Below are 18,216 nucleotides of genomic sequence, written 5' to 3' on the forward strand. Positions count from 1 at the left end.
ACCGATCGAACCTTTGACACCGTTGCGTGTACAGCACCAGTAAGAAGGAACGAATAACAGAACAACACCATGGCACAAGTACCCGAAGGTGGTGGAGGCGGTGGCCGGCACGAGAAAAAACGAGCCAAGAAAGGCAGTACACACATCGACATGACGCCGATGGTGGACCTTGCGTTCCTGCTTCTTACGTTCTTCATTCTTACCACTACGATGTACAGGCCCAGTAGCCTGCAAATGACGTTCCCGGTTCCCGATGAGAACGCGGTAAAGAACGAAACCAAATTGAGCAACGCGATCACACTGCTTTTAACAGGTAATGATGAGGTCTATTATTATTTCGGAGAGTTCATTTTGGCAGGTGGAGAAAAGCCACCGACCGTTCTAGAGAAAACAGACTTTAGCAACGTGCAGAAGATCCTGGTTGAACGCAATAAGGAAACGGTGACTCTACTGAATGATCTTGCCAAACAGTACAACGACAAGAAATTGACAGAAGAGGAGTACACGGCCAAACGCAGAGAGCTGAAGAGCAAGCCGGATAACCTTAAAGCCATTATTAAGACGGATAAAGACGCCAAGTACCGCAACATGATCGACATGGTCGATGAAATGGACATCAGCGGTATTGGTTCCTATGGTGTGATGGATAGCCTCAAAGTGGGCGAACTCCAATTGTTGAACGCAACTAAAGGCACCTTGTAACATGGAATATTTGATCCTTATAGGTGTGTTATTGGTCTTGTCCATTATCATGGCCATCGACCTTAGTTGGACCAACGTCCTTGCGCCTGCGCGTAATGAAATGGTCTTTGCAGATCGTCATCAGGACTACGGTGCATTCACCTTACGCCGAGATTATGTGCGCGGGTTGGCCATTGCTGTGGTCGGGTCTTTGTTATTCTTCGGGGCAGCGGTTAGTATCCCTAAGGTTATTGCAATGATGAGTGGTGACGAAGAAGTTGTAGCTGCTAAAAAGATCGTGGATGTTGACCTTGATCTGTTTGAGGAAGAGAAAAAGGAGGAACCACCACCTCCTCCTCCGATAGAACCTCCTCCACCGGTTAAAGTAGAAGTGGTACAGTTCACCGAGCTCGTGGCTTCTGATGACCCCGTGGAAGAACCACCACCGGTAATGGAAGAACTTGTGGAGACCAACGTAGGCACCTTCAACCAAGAAGGAGAAAAGATCGTGGCTCCACCTCCGCCTCCTCCTCCTGTTGACGAGCCTACGTTCGACTTGGCATCTGTTCAGGAACAACCGGAATTTCCAGGTGGACTGGAGGAAATGTACAAGTACTTAGGGAAGAACACGAAATATCCGGCCATGGAAAAGGATGCCGCGATCCAAGGGAAGGTTTACATCGAATTCGTGGTATCCAGCTCTGGTGCTATTACGGATGTTACCCTCAAGCGTGGGGTTTCGGCAGGTTTGGATAAGGAAGCATTGCGCGTCGTAAAGTCGATGCCGAAGTGGAGCCCTGGAAAGATGAATGGAAAGGCCGTTAAAGTGCGTTATATCCTTCCAGTGGTCTATACACTGAAGTAGCTCAATGCTAAAGGCTATCCATCCGTGTTGCTGAGTGTCCTCTTGGAACGTATTGGATCCATTTCGGGCCTGGATCTGTTCTGATGCAGAACATTGCTTTTGGTGACAACCTTCTTATTCTGGATCGAATCAGGTTTTTGGACCCTCATTGTAGCAACTATATTTATCTACCATCAACCAAGTTCCAATGAAATGGTTCGCTGTATCCATGTTCATGATCTACATCGTGGCAGGTTGCTTATTTTTATTCACGAATTTTGCCGGTGATACGGTGCGGCAGTACAGGACCCTCTTTGGCGCTGTGTTGGTCGGATACGGTTTAATACGCGGGATCCTATGGTTCCGGAAAAACAGGAGAGACGATGAAAGTAAGATCGACATGTGATACCGGTTCGTTATTCTCTAATAGCGTTCGAGGTGCTCGGATGAACACGATATTCGAGTTCGTTCAACGGAAGACCATCAGCAGCGTGCTTCTTGTCTCGATACTTTTTACGGCGTGTAACGAAGCTCCACGGGACCCGAACGTAGATGACTCCCCCACCTTTGGCCGTGCAGTGATATTGGCCGATGAGGGGTTCGAGAAAATGTTGGAAGATCAACTTTTGGTCTTCAATAGCACGTATCAGGATGCTAAAGTGGTTGTTCACTACATGCCGGAAGCTGCGTTGGTCCAGGCTATGATGGCGGATAGCGTGCGGGCGGTTTTCGGCGCGTTCCTTCCGGGAGGAGAACAAGAAACTTATTTCAGGACCCGAAGCTTGGCCGTTCAAAAGGAAAATGTTGCCACCGATGGTATCGCCGTCATTGTATCGCCGAATAGTTCCCTAAAGAAGATCTCTAATGAGCAGTTGGTCGCATTGATCACCGGCGAAGTGGTTCCTGGGATTTCGGAAAAGGTAACGTTGCTGTTCGATCGTAAAGGGAGCAGCGTGCCGCGCACCTTGGTCGATTCGCTTTTAGCGGGTGATGTGCAGCGCATGAAGCGCGGCTCTGCCGCTGAAGGAATTGATGACCTTGTACAACGCGTGGCCAGTGATACCCTTCTCATCGGTTTCATACCCTTCGCTGAGGTCAGTGATGAGGATGATCCAGCATGCAATGCGTTGAGGGCCCAGATCCGGATGCTGCCCGTATCCCGTACGGATACCAGTGCGGCATACCCACCTGACCAAGGCACCCTTAAGGATGGGTCCTATCCGCTTCGGCGTAAGGTGATCATGCTTGTTACTGAAGGGAAAAGCGGCCTTGGCACCGGTTTTGCTTCCTTTGTCGCTGGTCATAAAGGGCAACGCATCATTCTAAAGCAAGGCTTGGCACCAGAACGTACCCCAAGTCGTGATATTGAGATCGTTCAGCCCTGATAACGACACTATAGAAAAATGAAGAATTTGATCTTGGCCACTTCGCTCGTGGCAGTAACACTTTCTGCTAACGCACAGACTCCGCTGGATCTGGCATCAAAGCTCACGGAAAATGAGCGTTTTGAGCAGGCCACATCCGCTATCATGGCTGTTCTGGCTGCAGAACCTACGAACGGCGACGCCTGGTTCCGTTTGGGTGAGAATTATTACTACAACGATAAGTTGGACAGTGCCAAGTACGCTTATTCACGCGGTGTTGCGGTAAACCCACTAATGCCGCTGAATGCAGTGGGAGTAGCCAAAGTTTTGCAAGCTCAAGGCAAGACAGCTGAAGCAAGAACAGCGTTTGATGCTGCCATTGCTAATGCGATCGACAAGAAGAACAAAATGGCCAAGACCATGCAGGCAGAGGTCTATCGCGAAGCGGCGGAAGGGTTGACCTATGGTGATGTAAAAGATCCAGCGACCGCGGTGGCATTCATTGAGAAGTCAATTGAATTGAACCCTGCCGACCCTGAGGCGTACATCGTTAAGGGCGATGCATTGTTCGAGCAGAATCCGCGTGAAGCTTCGGAGCCGATGGCTAACTATAAGAAAGCTGCGGACCTTCAACGTACCAGTGCTAAACCGGTTGCCAAGAAGGCATTCATGTACTACCGCGCAAAGAATTTCGATGCGTCCATCACGGAATACGATAACGCAATTGCAATTGACCCCGCTTACGCTCCAGCCTACCGCGGGCGTGCGGAAGCGTATTACTTCAAACGTGATTTTACCAAAGCAACTGCGGACTATGACAAGTATCTGGAGCTGAACAAAGGGAATGAAAGCGCACGTGTCCGCTATGCTCAATTCTTGTTCCTTGTGGAGAAGTACAACGAGTCATTGGACCTCATCAGTAAGTTGGAAGAGGGCGGAGTAAAGAACAAAGTACTTACACGTTTGAAGGCTTATAACTACGTGGAATTGAAGGATTCCGTGAACGCGATGCCAGCCATTGAAGCTTATATGAAAGAACAGCCTGAGGATGAACTGATCCCGAGCGACCTGCAGTACTACGGTCGTGCAATAAGCATGTTGGGCAATGATTCCCTTGCCGGTGAAAAACTATTGGCCGCTGCGAAAATGAAGAACTCCGATCCACAATTGTTCATGGAAGCCGGTGGCTTTTTCAACAAAGCAAAAATGTACAAACGTGCCACTGAAGCTTATCAAGGAAAGACCTTGAGCGGAAAGGTTGAGGTGAACGATTATTATTATTTGGGATCTACCGCACAACGTGCGCAGGAATACGCCATTGCAGATAGTGCTTGGGCCAAGTACATCACCTACCAGCCGGATATTTACCAGGGCTACATGGGCCGTGCTCGTGCCAATGTTGGGCTGGACCCTGAGAAGACCACATGGCAGGCAAAACCATTCTATGAGGAGGTGATACGTAAAATGAAACCAGAGGAGGCGGCCAAGTCACTTGCCGATGCGGAAGAAGCTAATTTTTATCTTGCTTACTACTACTACACATCAGGTGATCGTGGTCAAGCAAAGTGCTACTTCGAAAAAGTGAGTGCGATCAATGCAGGTACCGGGAATACCAAGATCGCAATGGATATGCTCACCACAAAAGAGCTGAAGGACCTGGATCCTACTCCGTGTGAATTGCCTTGATCAGTAGATCATGTTTTTTGGAATAGGAGCTCAAAGGGCTCCTTTTTCTTTGAGGCATTCATCCGTGAACGTGGTCGTCAGGTACGTGAGAAGGTCTTGTAGTATGTAATGGGCAAATGGTTGCGGAACGCTGTCAGCCGCTTACATTGGGCACCCCTAACCGAACGTGATTTTGGATACGCCAACGCTCCAACGCCCATCCTTGCTTCAGGCATTGATACCTATCGTGTTGCTGATAGGCGTGTTGGCAGCCAACGTGATCTACTTCGGTGAGGATTCCAGCTATGGACCCAATCAGATCGCGTTACTTGTTGCGGCGGCATTGGCTGGTATGGTAGGCATTACTACGGGACGCACTTGGGAAGTGATCTACGATGGAATCGTAGAGAGCATTTCCAGTGCCATGGGTGCGATCCTTATTCTTTTGTTGATCGGTGCACTGGCCGGTACTTGGCTTATGAGCGGCATTGTTCCGGCCATGATCTATTATGGATTGAAAATTCTTGAACCGCATTTTTTCCTGTTCGCATCGTGTGTGATCTGTTCACTTGTGTCATTGGCAACAGGTAGTTCGTGGAGCACAGTTGCCACCGTTGGAATCGCACTTTTGGCAATAGGCACAGCACTTGGTCTGGAGGAAGGCTGGATCGCCGGCAGCATTATTTCCGGTGCTTATTTCGGTGACAAGATGTCGCCGCTCTCGGATACTACCAATCTCGCTCCCGCAGTTGCCGGCACCGATCTGTTCACGCACATCCGTCACATGGTATGGACGACTGGACCGAGTATGATCATCTCGTTGCTCGTTTTTGTGATCGCAGGATTTACGGGAAATGGAGCGGTGAATTCTTCTGATGTTGATTCGCTCACCAAAGCAATTGATGCTAATTTCAATATCACACCAATGCTTTTTCTTGTGCCATTAGCTGTGGTCCTTATGATCTACAAGCGCATGCCTGCATTGCCAGCATTGCTGATCGCGAGCTTGCTTGGCGGGTTGTTCGCGTTGATCTACCAGCCGGATATCGTGGCTTCGATCGGTGGGCAAGCGGATAATTATTGGGAAAGATCCTACCGAGCCATTATCACTTCAATGGCCATGAAGACCAGCATTACTACCGGCAATGCAATGGCGGATGATCTGCTTTCCGCAGGAGGTATGAGCGGGATGTTGAATACCATTTGGCTGATCATCTGCGCGCTTACGTTCGGTGGGGTCATGCAGGCGGTCGGCCTGCTGCGTAGGATCACGGATGGACTTCTGACCATGGTGAATTCCGCAGGGTCCTTGATCGCCACCACGGCGGGTACTGCAGTGTTCTTCAACCTCACCGCATCCGATCAATACATCGCGATCGTAGTGCCCGGCAAGATGTACAAAGAGGCGTTCGAGGAGTTCGATCTCGCACCGGAGAACCTTTCCCGAACATTGGAGGATTCAGGTACGGTAACATCCGTGCTGGTTCCGTGGAATACCTGTGGCGTTGCACAGAGTGGCGTATTGGGCGTGGCGGTCTGGGCCTTTGCTCCGTACTGTATCTTCAACTGGGTATCACCCCTTATGACCATCCTATTCGGCTACATGGGCTGGAAGGTCACGCGGCTCAAGGCGAAATAGGCGGTAGCGCAACACGGATCTTCGCTGCCGTTACTTCTTGATCATTGATCCGGAATACAACTCCATTCGGTGTTTGTTGAGCGCGCATCAACGCTTCGGCCTGAGGCATACTGTCGATCCTGAACAAGGTGCGCTTTGCATACCATTGCACTTGTGGTTCAGGTGTTGAACCCAAGGTGAATGCTGCTTCGTTCGGCAATACTTCTGCAGCGATCGCTTGACCAATGTTCCGTTCATGCGCATAGCGTGTGCCGTCCTTATCAGGAAGTGGGTTTATGCGATAGAAGTACAGTACGCCGGCAAAACACGTCAGCGTGATCAATGAGATACTCCAGCGTTCTTCAAGCCGCGCGATGCCGATCGCAGCAAGGCCACAGAGGATCGGTCCTGCTTTCAACACGGTGAAATCATGATCCGCATATTGAAGGAGGAAGACATGGTCCAAAAGCACAGGAAGTCCCGTTAATAGGATGAATAGCGTTAGCGAGTTAGGCCGTAGGACGGTTGTGTTCGATCGCCCTTTCAATTTGAATAGAGCGATCGCGAAGAATAGGATCAGCAAGGGTAGAAATCCCATTCGGTAGTTAACGATCATCTGCTTGAGGTGCGGCCAAACACCTTCCTCCAGACCAACAGAACCGCGCACCTCGAACCGACTTTGGAAGAACGCGATGAGCTGATCAAAGTCGACCACGCGGGTGTAACGCCAAGCCGTGTAGCTCAATGCTAAAACCACGGCCAGCGCAGCCAAGGCCATTGGAATTAGCCAGCGTGCGGAGCGTTCTTTTTTCCATTTCCACAATGCTGCCAACCCGGATGCCACTGCCGCGAACACACCCAACCAGCTGGTTAGTACCGATAGAAATAGAGTGATGAAGAATGCAAGTAGTAATCGTTTATCGAGCGAATATCCCAAGAACATCCGCAGCGCTATCGCCAAGTGCATCACCCAGAAGTTCTGTACGAACATATCGCTCATGTACACGTTGCCATGGAACCACAAGGGAGCGGGCATGAAGAGGTACAGTGCCGCAGCGAACACTGGAGCAAGCGTCTTTTTTTCCGGCGGATAAAGTGCCTTCAGTGCAAGGAAAAGGAACCATGCGGTGATCAAGTGAAAGGCCAAATTCAACAACTGTAGGCCGATCACGCTCGGAGCAGTCCCGGTGATCCGGAACAATGCATACGGCACATCATAGGCCAATGGAGGGTGTGAGAAATAGTAGATCAGACCATCGTGCTGAGCAGGTCCATCGGCGAAACCGGAAGGGTAGAGGTCTGCCGATCCGGTGAACGATACGATCGGGTTACCGTGGTGTGTGTAATAGCCATCGGTGTGCCAATTGTATAGAATGATCAACGCTATCGCAGTGCAGAACTCATGGTGTGCACTGAGCGGCCGGTCCAGTTGTGGTGTGCGTACAACTACGCTCACGGCAAAGGCCAGAAGGATGATGAGGAACGGTCGACGTAACACGGAGCGAACTTAGGCATCGGAACCACGTAGTTTTAGCGCTTCGTAATGTCGACGTCCAAAGAACAGACCCCATTCTGGCAGATCGCCTTGCTGTATCTAGTGGTCGCCTTTGCGTTGTACTGGCGTGTATTGGGCTTATCGTTCTTCGCAGATGACTTCAGTGCGGTTTGGCGGATCGGTGTTCAAGGTGACCTGAGCGATCATGGTTTTTTCCGCCCACTTTCTGAACTTTCGATCTGGGCGAACCACCTTTTATTTGGCACGGACCCTGTAGGATACCGGGTGACGAATGTGATCATCCACTGGTGCAATGCACTGTGCTTAGCATTTCTCGTACGCCGCACTATTCAAGAAAAGAACGACGATCTGCGTAATGCATCCATGTTCGCTGGTCTGCTTTTCCTATGCTACCCGTTCCACAACGAAGGTGTTGTTTGGATCGTTGGAAGGGGAGCATCGCTAGCGACCTTATTCGTTCTGCTCGCGTTGATCATCTCACTGTCGTCCATGACCGATCGTTGGCGGATCACCTGGTCCTCAGTTGCATTTTTTACAGGTATGCTGGTTTACGAAACGGCCATGACCTTTTCCTTGATCGCGTTGCCCGTCTTGTGGTTGAACGGTATTCGCGCCAAGCGACTTACTTCTTTCGCAACGGCATGGATGGGAGCACTCGTTCTGCACTTCCTGATCCGTGCATGGGCAACAGAAAAGGTCGCGAACTCGTACGGTGTCGATTTCTTTTCGCAACCGTTCACGAACTATTTCAGCAACATTCCGAAGGTGCTGGGAAGATTGCTCATACCACCCAATGCTGACACGAATGCAATGATCGTTGCTACGGTCCTCGTTGGTTTGATCCTCGTTCTTGTCGGGTGGATCTACGTGCGCCGAACACGTGATGTGCGATCGGAAAGGATCAATGCGCTCGCTTGGTCCTGGATGCTTATCATCGCATGTAGTGTGCCGCTGATCACAAGCGTTAGCACACGCACAAGCGAGAGTGATCGCTTTTTGTACATGCCATCTGCGTTCCTGTGTGGGTTGATCACAATCATCCTGTTCCGCATTTTGCAAGGACCGTTTCGTTGGTTGCTGATAGCCATTCTGCTCATTGCTTCAGAGTGTTTTCTTCAGCAGAATAACGACAACTGGATCCCTGCCTCAAAGACGATCGGAGCCATCATTGCCAACACGCCGGAACCATTGCCCGGTGAGCACATCTTCATCCAAGGCTTACCGAGCGACACGTGCGGTGCATTTATTTTTAGGCACGGGTTTGTAGAAGCATTGTTAATGGCCGGAAGAGATACGAGTGGGATCAAGCAGGTGGATATCCTTTTTGCCGTACCAGGAACACCACCTCGAACAAAAGTGTTCTCCTACGCTGAGCTTTCGGATACCATGCAGATGCGTTCAGTGGATCGCGTAGTTCGATGGAATACAGGCCAATTTGAATATTTGACATTCCCGGATGAAGGTGGATCATCTTTACCGTAAATTCGTTTGCATGGAGCGTTACATTTTCGCGATCGCGATGTTGTGTTCAACTAGCATGTTCGCTCAAGTCACGTTGAATAATAGTGTGATCCCACGTGAGAATGAACTTTGGGGCTATCATGACGTGCCTTACGTTAAAGCAGGGCTTGCAGGTATGGGTTCGAAATGGGACTACAGCAGTTTGCCAGCCGGGGTGCTCGTACCGTACAACTGGACAACACGGTCGCTTGCTCCACGTGCGGGTGCATTTCCTGATGATGCATTGGTACTTGAAGTTCCTGGTGATCCCATCGCATTCTACCAAGTAGGTGATACGGCGTTCTATTGGCTCGGTACGTATTCCGATAATGCGCTGGTCCGTTTCGATCCGCCGTTGGTGTTATTGGACCTTCCGTGTTCCGTCAATTCCCAGTGGGCCGATACCGTGGTTGCAGCCGTTACTGGTGCGGGACGGATCGTGATCCGTAAAACGATCCTGAATGCGAACGTTGATGGCTGGGGTTCGTTGATCATGCCATACGGTGTGGTGGATAATGTGATCCGAATACGTTATGACCTCAAGCTTACCGATGCCGATGACTATAACGTGGTCCATCGAAGCGAAGTACGCCACGTATGGTATACCGAACGCATGCCGATGCCCTTGTTGGTGATCAGTGACCGGAAAGGATGGTCACCCGCACGGACCGTGCGCTGGTTGGATGGTTCTTGGCAGGATGGTCCCAATAAACTTTTCCAACCGATCCAATTGCGCGCATTCCCGGATCCGTGTGATGAGATCGCCACGGTGGACCTCCCCGCAACCAAAGCAGATCGTACGATCCTTCAATTGATCGATGGCCAAGGAAATGTTGCCAAGCAATGGCTCGCCGAATTCACATCACCCGAAACCCGCCGAATGACCTTGCAAATGAATGATGTGCCCAGTGGAACTTACACGCTGACCTGGATGGGAACCGATGGGGTCATTGGGAGTACGCGGTTGACCCGGCGGTAGCCACAGGGGTTCACGGTTCCCCCCCACCTTGCCATCTTGCATCACCCAGATTTTGGTGCCGTGCATTTTGGCCAAACGGCGTGCTTCTTTGGAATTTGTGTTCCGCAAAACCTGATCTCTATTGCACGGGCAACGAAATATCCGTGATTGTTTTCTTGGTATCGATTACTACCTCTAATGTTCTGGCACCTGTGTTTAAAATTCCCGGGGGATATTCATGAACTGACCCGTCCATCATTTTAATTGGAGGAGGTTTAGCGCATGAAACCCAATAGTAAAGAATCATTCCAGCTCCCGTCTTTTTTCTCGATCAGGACTGCCAAAGACCTCGGTGAAATATTCGACGGTAACGCCCTCGAACTTCTGGATAATGAACAGACTGTCTTTGGCGAAGTTTAAACGCTCGCCCGAACAGCCCAATGTGTCTCTTTTCCAACCTTCAGCAAAAGCAAGGTTTATGCCCTCAGGCTTGTATTCGTGTTGACTACAACCGAATGTGAATATGGAAGCAAGTAAAAATAGGATCACTGGTTTACAAGCTGAGTTGAACATGTTAGTGTTTGCCCAATTCTTTGCACTCAGATATGTAAAAATCAAGCCCCATAATCACTTAATATATGAGTCATGCCGCGAGAAAATTTAACTAGTTGCTTATTTACCTCAAGGCTCCAACCCAACCACCTTGCCATCCTGCATCACCCAGATCTTGGTGCCATGCATTTTTGCCAAACGACGCGCTTCTTTGGCGGAACGCTTTAGAGCCTTCAAGATCATTTCAGTGGTGATCTTTCGTGGACTATCATTCATGGCGTGGTCATTCATTGTTCCAAAAGTACGGGTATCGGACCTGAAGCATCAAATACCCATGTGTTAGTTGCCAGTTCGCGGTACATGGAGTTAAAATTCTTCCATCCTCGTGCATGTCTTCTTAGAATTTCGTGCTCTGGTATATGATGGCCGCCTTGCTTTACGCGCTCAGCTACACGCCGGATGCAGATCTTTGGATCGTCGATCTTTAAGAAGAGGATCTCTAACGCGTATCCTTTGGTCAACAAATTCTTAAAAATGGATGTATAGGTCATTCCACTCAAAGTAGATTCAATTGCGAATGACCTACGCTGCTTAATGCACCGTTCAATTTCTTTCAACACGATGCGACCTGCTGCCCGTGCGCTTAATTCAGGACGCAAAGGCGAAAGACCAGCTGCGATGAGATCCACGTTCAAGAAGCTCAGGACATTCGCATCCTTTGATAAAAATGTTTTCGCAAACGTCGTCTTACCAGCACCATTTGGACCAGCGATCACTATACACTTTGGTTTGACCGCTTTTGCCATCGCCTTTGTGATCTCAGGGTTTTAAACGAAGGCAACTCAAGCACTAGCCCGGTTCTCCTTCTTTCCTTTCTGCTCTTGCACCATCTCCTTCACCGCAGCTACAACCGCTGCATCATCGAACCCACATTCGGTATAGAGTTCATTCTGCGAGCCGTGCTCGATCCAGCGATCCGGAATTCCCAGCCGTTTAACTTGGGCCTGATAACCGTGGTCGGCCATGAACTCCAGCACGGCGCTGCCCATACCGCCCATGATCGCACCATCTTCGACCGTTACCACGTGTTTGAATTTTCCAATGACCTCATGTAGTAACAGCTCATCGATCGGCTTCGCGAAACGCATGTCGTAGTGGGCGACGCTGTAGCCTTCAGACTCTAATGCTTCGATCCCTTTTGCAGCAATGTTTCCGATATGTCCCAACGTGAGTACAGCCGCATCTTCTCCTGAGCGCACTTTGCGACCAGTGCCGATCTTGATCTCCTTGAACGGGGTTTTCCACTCCGTCATAACACCTTCGCCACGTGGGTAACGTATGCTGAACGGACCGTGTTCCCTGAGCTGTGCAGTGTACATCAAGTTGCGCAACTCTTCCTCGTTCATCGGTGCGCTTACGATCATGTTCGGTATGCACCGGAAATAGGCAATGTCAAAAGCTCCATGGTGCGTGGGACCATCAGCGCCGGCCAAGCCACCACGGTCCAAACAGAATACCACACTAAGGTTCTGTAAGGCCACATCATGCACCACTTGGTCGTACGCCCGTTGCATGAAGCTGCTGTAAATGTTGCAGAACGGGACCATGCCTTGTGTGGCCATTCCAGCACTGAAGGTCACCGCATGCTGCTCGGCAATACCCACATCGAATGCGCGGTCAGGCATGGCCTTCATCATGATGTTCAACGAGCATCCACTCGGCATAGCAGGTGTAACACCCACGATCTTCGGGTTTTTCTCGGCCAGCTCAACGATCGTATGTCCGAAAACGTCCTGATACTTCGGTGGTTGCGGGCTTTTCGGTACAACTTTAATGATCTCGCCTGTCTCTTTGTTGAAGAGTCCTGGTGCGTGCCATACCGTCGGGCTTCCAGCTTCGGCAGGTGCATAGCCCTTGCCTTTTTTGGTGACCACGTGCAGGATCTTAGGGCCGGGAATGTCGCGTAGGTCGCGCATAACCTTTACCAAGTGATCCACATCATGCCCATCCACAGGTCCGAAATACCGAAAGCTCAAACTCTCGAATAAATTGCTTTGTTTCAGCAAAGCGCTCTTAACTGCATTCTCTACTTTCTGTGCAACGGCCTGCGCGTTAGGACCGAATTTGCTCACTTTTCCCAGGATCTTCCACACTTCGTCCTTCACCTTGTTGTAGGTGTGGCTGGTGGTGATATCCGTTAAATATTGCTTCAAGGCCCCAACGTTAGGGTCGATGGACATGCAGTTGTCGTTCAACACGACCAACATATCGGTATTCGCGCCACCCGCGTGGTTCAACGCTTCGAAAGCCATGCCGGCGGTCATGGCACCATCGCCGATCACGGCAACGGAATGTCGGTCCTCTTCACCTTTCAGCTTACTCGCTACAGCCATACCAACGGCTGCTCCAATACTGGTGCTGCTATGGCCTACTCCGAACGTATCGTATTCGCTTTCACTTCGCTTAGGAAAACCGCTCAATCCGCCATGAAGACGGTTTGTATGAAAATTCGCGCGCCGACCGGTAAGGATCTTATGGCCATAGGCTTGGTGCCCTACGTCCCAAACCAATTGGTCGTAAGGCGTATTGAATACATAATGCAGTGCCACGGTCAACTCCACCACACCCAAGCTGGCACCGAAATGCCCACCCTTAACGCTCACAACATCAATAATGAACTCGCGCAATTCCGTGCACACCTGTTCCAATTGCTCTTCTGGCACTGAACGCAGATCAGCTGGTACAATGATCTTTTCGAGGAGAGGATAAGTGGATTCGGGCATGGAGCGGTCTTAGGAACTGGATATCAACTGCAAATGTACGGATGCGGATGTTCTTATGGATGAACGGAGTACGAGGTGTTTCCGTATGTCATTGTTGATTGAAAGGGGTTTTAAAAGTGAAGTGCCTCAATCAGTAAACACATGGCTGTGCCGATCGGTTCATTTCAAACGATGAAGCCATTCACATTACCACCCTAACAACTATCCCCTTCCACAAATAACCACAGCTTGCTACCTTAGCGTGCCAGCACTGGATATAGTCGCCTTCGGAAACAATATGCACTACCAATGATTACCAGCCGATCATTATGGAAACCTTCATTGCCATTGGCTTTGTGGGTTTTGCGTTGGCGGCAGCAGCCTTCGATACCACGGGCCATGGCAAAACCAAGAATGGAAGCGTTCGGCAGCCCAATGCGGCTGCTTCTGCTGGCAATAGGTTCAATAATTGCCAGTTTAGCATATCCGCAACAACCATTTGACATCGACGCTTCCTTCCGTTGTGAAATGGATTCATGGTATGTATCATCCACGCTTCCGCTTTCAAATGGAAAATTGATCGCGTCGGGTATTATGCGCTTTGATGGCGAAATTGATCAGTATCGACTCGTTCGCTTGCTCCCTAACGGCATAAGAGATAATTCTTTCTACAATAGTGGATTAGGGGGTGGAAGAATAAGACCTTGGATGGACAAGTTCTATGTAAACACACCCCATACCGTAAGAAGAATCCAGGAAGATGGCTATCAGGACATGTCCTTTATACCCATGAATCTTCAACCCTACTTCAGTTCTTTACAAGGAGGCGACTACCACGTATACCCTGATGGCAGGATATTAATGAGCGGAGTTCATGGCCTGCATGATACGATCCGAGGGTTCGAGGGACTTTACTGTTTGGTCTGGTTCAGCAACACTGGTTATTTGGACACCACCAAAACCCACCGAACCTGTGCGGGCAGTTTAGATTTCTTTACTGAATTACCGAATGGTCAATTCATCGGTTCCGGCTCTACTGGTGTCTGGGATGGCCAGCAAGCAAGTAATATCATACGATTCAATGCAGATGGGTCGTTGGACCCCTCGTTCCAAGCCAATGTGAATTGGGGGCAGGCGTATGGATTCTTGCCACTTGATGATGGGAGGGTATACGTGGGAGGAAATTTTATCGTCGATGGCATAGCAGACACCCTCAACTTAGTGCGCCTAATGCCGGATGGATCTTTGGATCCCACTTTCAACAACACGGCCAGATACAGATTCATAAACCCGTTATATCCCAATAATGATCCTTATGGTATCATTCGCACCATTTACTCAATAGCACCGGATCACTTAGTTGTTACAGGTAATTTTGCAACTGTTGATGGGGAACAACGCGGTTGCATTGCATTGATCGATACCTCTGGCAATCTCTTGAGTGACCATTTTTCTGGAGATGGCGGTGGCTCTTATCTCTATCAAGTGAATATCAACTCAACTCCTGTATACACACGTTCAATAGCTGGTATTACTCCGGCACCTGATGGCAGTTATTATATCTGTGGGGCCTACCACGGCTACGATGATGGCACCACCAATGATACCACCCAGCGCATGGTAAGTAGGTTGTATGGGTTGGATGTGGGCATAAGCGAAAATGCTAACACTCGACCTCCAGCACAATTGACCATACACCCTAACCCAGCCAACACATGGGTAACCTTTGATTATGATATTCTGGTACCGCCAACGGATGCATTCATTATTATTCGGGACCAACAAGGCCGCGAAGTTTACCGGATGAAATTACTGGTGCAAAAGAACGAAGTGGTGTGGGATACACGAGGAGTTGGTAGCGGCACATATGTTGTGACTTTGACGAATAAGTCACGAGATTTGCGTACAGAAAAACTGGTCATTCAGCGATGAGAAGAAACAGCCCTGCATGGCTGCTTCTAATGACGACTTGTTCAACCTTGACCTATGTCGCATATTCCCAGCAGCCTTTCGATCTGGACCCGTCATTCAATACTGAGATCAACACTTGGTATGTGTCTTCTGTTATGCCTTTGCCGGATGGGGATTTGTTATTATCCGGACAGATTCGTTTTTCCGGGGACTCCCCGGGCACGTTTCGGCTCCTTACTAGAGTAGATCAACTTGGTAACCGTAGGCCATGGTTTCCTTATTCATGGGGTGGAGGCAGGATCCAACCATGGAATGACCAGTTTTATGTGGGTGAGCATACGGTTCATCGCTTACTATCAACGGGGCTGGTCGATTCTTCATTTATTCACATGAATGCAGACCCCTACTTCAGTTCTTTACAAGGCGGCGACTACCACGTATACCCTGACGGTCGCATTTTAATGAGCGGGGTTCACAATCTGCTTGATTCAATTAGGGGATTCGAAGGACTCTATTGTTTGGTCTGGTTCAGCAACACCGGTTATTTGGATACTACCAAGACCCACCGTACCTGTGCAGGAAGTTTGGATAAATTTACTGAATTGCCCAATGGCCAGTTCATCGGTTCCGGCTCAACAGGTGTCTGGGATGGGCAGCAAGCTAGCAACATCATTCGCTTTAATACAGATGGATCCTTGGATCCCTCGTTCCAAGCGAATGTGAACTGGGGCCAAGCCTATGGATTCTTACCTCTTGATGATGGGCGGGTGTATGCGGCAGGATTGTTCAGGATTCTAGGGAACCCGGATACATTACGCCTTGCTCGATTCACGCCAGATGGGTCGTTGGATCCAAGTTTCAACCTATTGTCATTTGAGACAGTAGAAACTAACAATGGGTTTGGCGCCATAATTAGTAAAGTATACGCGCTGGATGAAACCCGGTTGATCGTTGTTGGCGGTTACGAACGTGTGAACGGTGAAACTAGGAAAGGCATTTGCATGATCGATACTGCCGGGAATTTATTGGATGATCATTTCGTGGATGCTGGATGCGGATATTACGATTACCAAGGCTTTACGCACGGCAGCATTGATGGGTTTACTCAAGCTCCCAATGGCAGCTATTACATCTGGGGGGCTTACCACGGCTACGATGATGGCACCACCAACGACACTACCCAGCGCATGGTTAGTCGGTTGTATGGCTTGGATGTGGGTATAAGTGAAAATGCAAACACGCAACCAAAACCAGAATTAGCCATACACCCAAACCCTGCAAATGGCTGGGTTGCCTTTCACTACGACCTATTGGTACCACCGACTGATGCATATTTGATTGTCCAGGATCTGAGCGGCCGGGAATTGTATCGTCTTCAACTGCTCGAAGAGAAACACCAAATAGTATGGGATACGCGTTCAATTGGTGCCGGAACATACATAGTTTCACTTGTAAACAAAGAGCGTGACTTGCGTAGCGAAAAACTAGTTATTCAGCAATGACACAAATGGAAAATCCGCAACCCACAGCACCGCAATTCAGCTCGATACTATTTGCTTTACTACAATGCTTTCCGGCGCTTCTTCAGGCACAAGCCTACATTCCAACATTGAACGAAAATGCGACTTGGGATGTTCAATGTCTAGTCGCTTATGGAATGCCGCCAGAATGCGACTATCTGACCGGATCAGACACGTACTCTATTATTGGAGATACAACAATACTGGGTGTGGAATATAAGATCGTGAGTGGTCTTTTGTATAACCCGGGTTTCGGTAAAAGATACGTTAGGGAAGACACCTTAACACGAAAGGTTTACAGCGTTCTTGATCCGTACGGTGGACCGGGAGAAACTGTTTTATACGACTACAGCGCTATGGTCGGTGACTCGATATTCTGGTATGATTATTTTGTAAGTACAATATATAGTATTGACATCATTACGTTAGCGAATGGGGAAGTTCGCAGGCGGTTCAATTTAGAATCTGGATTTATTTACATCGAAGGAATCGGTGGATCTACAGGAATCAGCTTTCCTTTCATTACAGGCCCGGGCGTGGAACAAGCCTTGACCTGTTACAAGTTAAATGGTGTGCCACAGATCGATTCTGATGAACTGTATACCATCTCATGCCCTATTAACATGGGTATTGAACCTGTGGGGTCCGTTGTCCCGAGTATAGTTTCGCCGAACCCTTCATCTGGTCATATCACGATCAACCGTAAAACCGATCTTATCCAAACTTTCCAATTTGTCGATATGAGTGGCCGATCCATTTATACCCAAACACTCTCGAACCAAATTGACCAAATCGACCTTAGCCATTTGCAAGCCGGTGTTTATTTGTATATGCTGAACGAAAAAGATCTAGGAAAATTGATCCTGTTCAGATAAATAGGAGCGAATTTGTAACGCCGCAGAAGGGTATAGACTAACCAAGGATAGCCCTAAGTATAAGGAGCAATTGGTATAGGTAGTTTGTATGGCTTGGATGGGGGAATGAGTGACAATGCGTCTCGCTATGGAATGGTAGCCATCTATCCAAATCCTGGAATCGATCAACTTTGGATTGATGGCTTGAAGGACAAGGGTGTGGTTTCACTCAAATTATTCGATGCACGAGGCGTGTTGGTTCTGGATGAGCTTCTTACGAATTCATACGTGGATATGCTTAGCGTGCGTTCTGGATTCTACACCGTGTTTTTGCAAGCAAGGCATGGCCGTACGTGGCATTTGAAATGGGTTAAGGAATAATGGTACTTCTTTTGGACCTTTTTAGCGGTAAGGCCTATTGCACTCCGCCATGCCTCCTCGCCTCTAGCTGCTCTTAAGTGAGCTAGCTGC

17 protein-coding genes are annotated in these 18,216 nt (G+C 49.1%); 12 read left to right on the forward strand and 5 right to left on the reverse strand.

Annotated elements, in window-relative coordinates; translation table 11 throughout:
• Positions 1-69 precede the first annotated feature (69 nt).
• The 6 genes from IPF95_05205 to nhaC all read left to right on the forward strand — a co-directional run bounded on the left by IPF95_05205 (position 70) and on the right by nhaC (position 6,193).
• A complete protein-coding gene (locus tag IPF95_05205; GenBank protein MBK6474090.1) occupies positions 70-702 on the forward strand; it encodes a biopolymer transporter ExbD in 633 nt (210 codons plus the stop codon).
• Position 703: 1 nt separating this feature from the next.
• Positions 704-1,546, forward strand: a complete 843-nt coding sequence (locus IPF95_05210; GenBank protein ID MBK6474091.1) for an energy transducer TonB — start codon at positions 704-706, stop codon at positions 1,544-1,546.
• 187 nt (positions 1,547-1,733) lie between these two features.
• The gene (locus IPF95_05215) at positions 1,734-1,931 is read left to right on the forward strand and encodes a hypothetical protein (protein ID MBK6474092.1); all 198 of its coding nucleotides are present in this window, start codon (positions 1,734-1,736) and stop codon (positions 1,929-1,931) included.
• A 40-nt stretch (positions 1,932-1,971) separates the two neighbouring features.
• Entirely contained in the window at positions 1,972-2,910 is a 939-nt protein-coding gene (locus IPF95_05220; GenBank protein MBK6474093.1) for a substrate-binding domain-containing protein, read from the forward strand.
• Between the two features lie 18 nt (positions 2,911-2,928).
• Entirely contained in the window at positions 2,929-4,575 is a 1,647-nt protein-coding gene (locus IPF95_05225; protein MBK6474094.1) for a tetratricopeptide repeat protein, read from the forward strand.
• 172 nt (positions 4,576-4,747) lie between these two features.
• A complete protein-coding gene (nhaC, locus tag IPF95_05230) occupies positions 4,748-6,193 on the forward strand; it encodes a Na+/H+ antiporter NhaC (GenBank protein ID MBK6474095.1) in 1,446 nt (481 codons plus the stop codon).
• On the opposite strand, the gene IPF95_05235 is transcribed toward nhaC, so the two are convergent.
• Positions 6,180-7,670, reverse strand: coding sequence for a hypothetical protein (locus IPF95_05235; GenBank protein ID MBK6474096.1), 1,491 nt, complete (start codon positions 7,668-7,670; stop codon positions 6,180-6,182). The two genes, nhaC and IPF95_05235, sit on opposite strands and share 14 nt — an antisense overlap.
• A 45-nt stretch (positions 7,671-7,715) precedes the next feature.
• Here IPF95_05235 and IPF95_05240 point away from each other — a divergent pair, with 45 nt between their 5' ends.
• Together IPF95_05240 and IPF95_05245 are read left to right on the forward strand one after the other, a co-directional pair.
• Positions 7,716-9,170: a hypothetical protein gene (locus IPF95_05240; GenBank protein MBK6474097.1), complete on the forward strand. Its 1,455-nt coding sequence runs from the start codon at positions 7,716-7,718 to the stop codon at positions 9,168-9,170.
• 10 nt (positions 9,171-9,180) lie between these two features.
• On the forward strand, positions 9,181-10,167 hold the full coding sequence (locus tag IPF95_05245; protein ID MBK6474098.1) for a hypothetical protein: 987 nt from the start codon (positions 9,181-9,183) through the stop codon (positions 10,165-10,167).
• Between the two features lie 282 nt (positions 10,168-10,449).
• On the opposite strand, the gene IPF95_05250 is transcribed toward IPF95_05245, so the two are convergent.
• The 4 genes from IPF95_05250 to IPF95_05265 form a co-directional block, all read right to left on the reverse strand.
• Entirely contained in the window at positions 10,450-10,719 is a 270-nt protein-coding gene (locus IPF95_05250) for a hypothetical protein (GenBank protein ID MBK6474099.1), read from the reverse strand.
• A 108-nt stretch (positions 10,720-10,827) separates the two neighbouring features.
• Positions 10,828-10,989 (reverse strand): hypothetical protein, encoded by a 162-nt coding sequence (locus IPF95_05255; protein MBK6474100.1) that lies wholly within the window; start codon positions 10,987-10,989, stop codon positions 10,828-10,830.
• On the reverse strand, positions 10,986-11,504 hold the full coding sequence (locus tag IPF95_05260) for an AAA family ATPase (protein ID MBK6474101.1): 519 nt from the start codon (positions 11,502-11,504) through the stop codon (positions 10,986-10,988). The genes IPF95_05255 and IPF95_05260 overlap by 4 nt, the downstream gene beginning before the upstream one ends.
• A gap of 36 nt (positions 11,505-11,540) precedes the next feature.
• Positions 11,541-13,481, reverse strand: coding sequence for a 1-deoxy-D-xylulose-5-phosphate synthase (locus IPF95_05265; protein ID MBK6474102.1), 1,941 nt, complete (start codon positions 13,479-13,481; stop codon positions 11,541-11,543).
• Positions 13,482-13,859: 378 nt separating this feature from the next.
• Between IPF95_05265 and IPF95_05270 the strand changes: the two genes are divergently transcribed.
• From IPF95_05270 to IPF95_05285, 4 genes are all read left to right on the forward strand, one after another.
• Positions 13,860-15,392, forward strand: coding sequence for a T9SS type A sorting domain-containing protein (locus IPF95_05270; protein MBK6474103.1), 1,533 nt, complete (start codon positions 13,860-13,862; stop codon positions 15,390-15,392).
• Between the two features lie 368 nt (positions 15,393-15,760).
• Positions 15,761-16,873, forward strand: a complete 1,113-nt coding sequence (locus tag IPF95_05275) for a hypothetical protein (GenBank protein ID MBK6474104.1) — start codon at positions 15,761-15,763, stop codon at positions 16,871-16,873.
• Entirely contained in the window at positions 16,870-17,766 is an 897-nt protein-coding gene (locus IPF95_05280) for a T9SS type A sorting domain-containing protein (GenBank protein MBK6474105.1), read from the forward strand. Before IPF95_05275 ends, IPF95_05280 begins: the two co-directional genes overlap by 4 nt.
• 132 nt (positions 17,767-17,898) lie before the next feature.
• Complete coding sequence (locus IPF95_05285) at positions 17,899-18,126, forward strand: T9SS type A sorting domain-containing protein (GenBank protein ID MBK6474106.1); 228 nt, start codon at positions 17,899-17,901, stop codon at positions 18,124-18,126.
• Positions 18,127-18,216 lie beyond the last annotated feature (90 nt).

It is taken from the genome of Flavobacteriales bacterium, from assembly GCA_016704485.1.
Taxonomy (GTDB): domain Bacteria; phylum Bacteroidota; class Bacteroidia; order Flavobacteriales_F; family PHOS-HE28; genus PHOS-HE28.

Coding starts and splice junctions, on each gene's coding strand:
- IPF95_05275 (MBK6474104.1), top strand. CDS start 15,761: ATGAATGCAGACCCCTACTTCAGTTCTTTACAAGGCGGCGACTACCAC.
- IPF95_05250 (MBK6474099.1), bottom strand. CDS start 10,719: ATGTTCAACTCAGCTTGTAAACCAGTGATCCTATTTTTACTTGCTTCC.
- IPF95_05225 (MBK6474094.1), top strand. CDS start 2,929: ATGAAGAATTTGATCTTGGCCACTTCGCTCGTGGCAGTAACACTTTCT.
- IPF95_05285 (MBK6474106.1), top strand. CDS start 17,899: ATGGTAGCCATCTATCCAAATCCTGGAATCGATCAACTTTGGATTGAT.
- IPF95_05205 (MBK6474090.1), top strand. CDS start 70: ATGGCACAAGTACCCGAAGGTGGTGGAGGCGGTGGCCGGCACGAGAAA.
- IPF95_05260 (MBK6474101.1), bottom strand. CDS start 11,504: ATGGCAAAAGCGGTCAAACCAAAGTGTATAGTGATCGCTGGTCCAAAT.
- IPF95_05280 (MBK6474105.1), top strand. CDS start 16,870: ATGACACAAATGGAAAATCCGCAACCCACAGCACCGCAATTCAGCTCG.
- IPF95_05215 (MBK6474092.1), top strand. CDS start 1,734: ATGAAATGGTTCGCTGTATCCATGTTCATGATCTACATCGTGGCAGGT.
- IPF95_05210 (MBK6474091.1), top strand. CDS start 704: ATGGAATATTTGATCCTTATAGGTGTGTTATTGGTCTTGTCCATTATC.
- IPF95_05265 (MBK6474102.1), bottom strand. CDS start 13,481: ATGCCCGAATCCACTTATCCTCTCCTCGAAAAGATCATTGTACCAGCT.
- IPF95_05255 (MBK6474100.1), bottom strand. CDS start 10,989: ATGAATGACCACGCCATGAATGATAGTCCACGAAAGATCACCACTGAA.
- IPF95_05240 (MBK6474097.1), top strand. CDS start 7,716: ATGTCGACGTCCAAAGAACAGACCCCATTCTGGCAGATCGCCTTGCTG.
- IPF95_05220 (MBK6474093.1), top strand. CDS start 1,972: ATGAACACGATATTCGAGTTCGTTCAACGGAAGACCATCAGCAGCGTG.
- IPF95_05245 (MBK6474098.1), top strand. CDS start 9,181: ATGGAGCGTTACATTTTCGCGATCGCGATGTTGTGTTCAACTAGCATG.
- IPF95_05270 (MBK6474103.1), top strand. CDS start 13,860: ATGGCAAAACCAAGAATGGAAGCGTTCGGCAGCCCAATGCGGCTGCTT.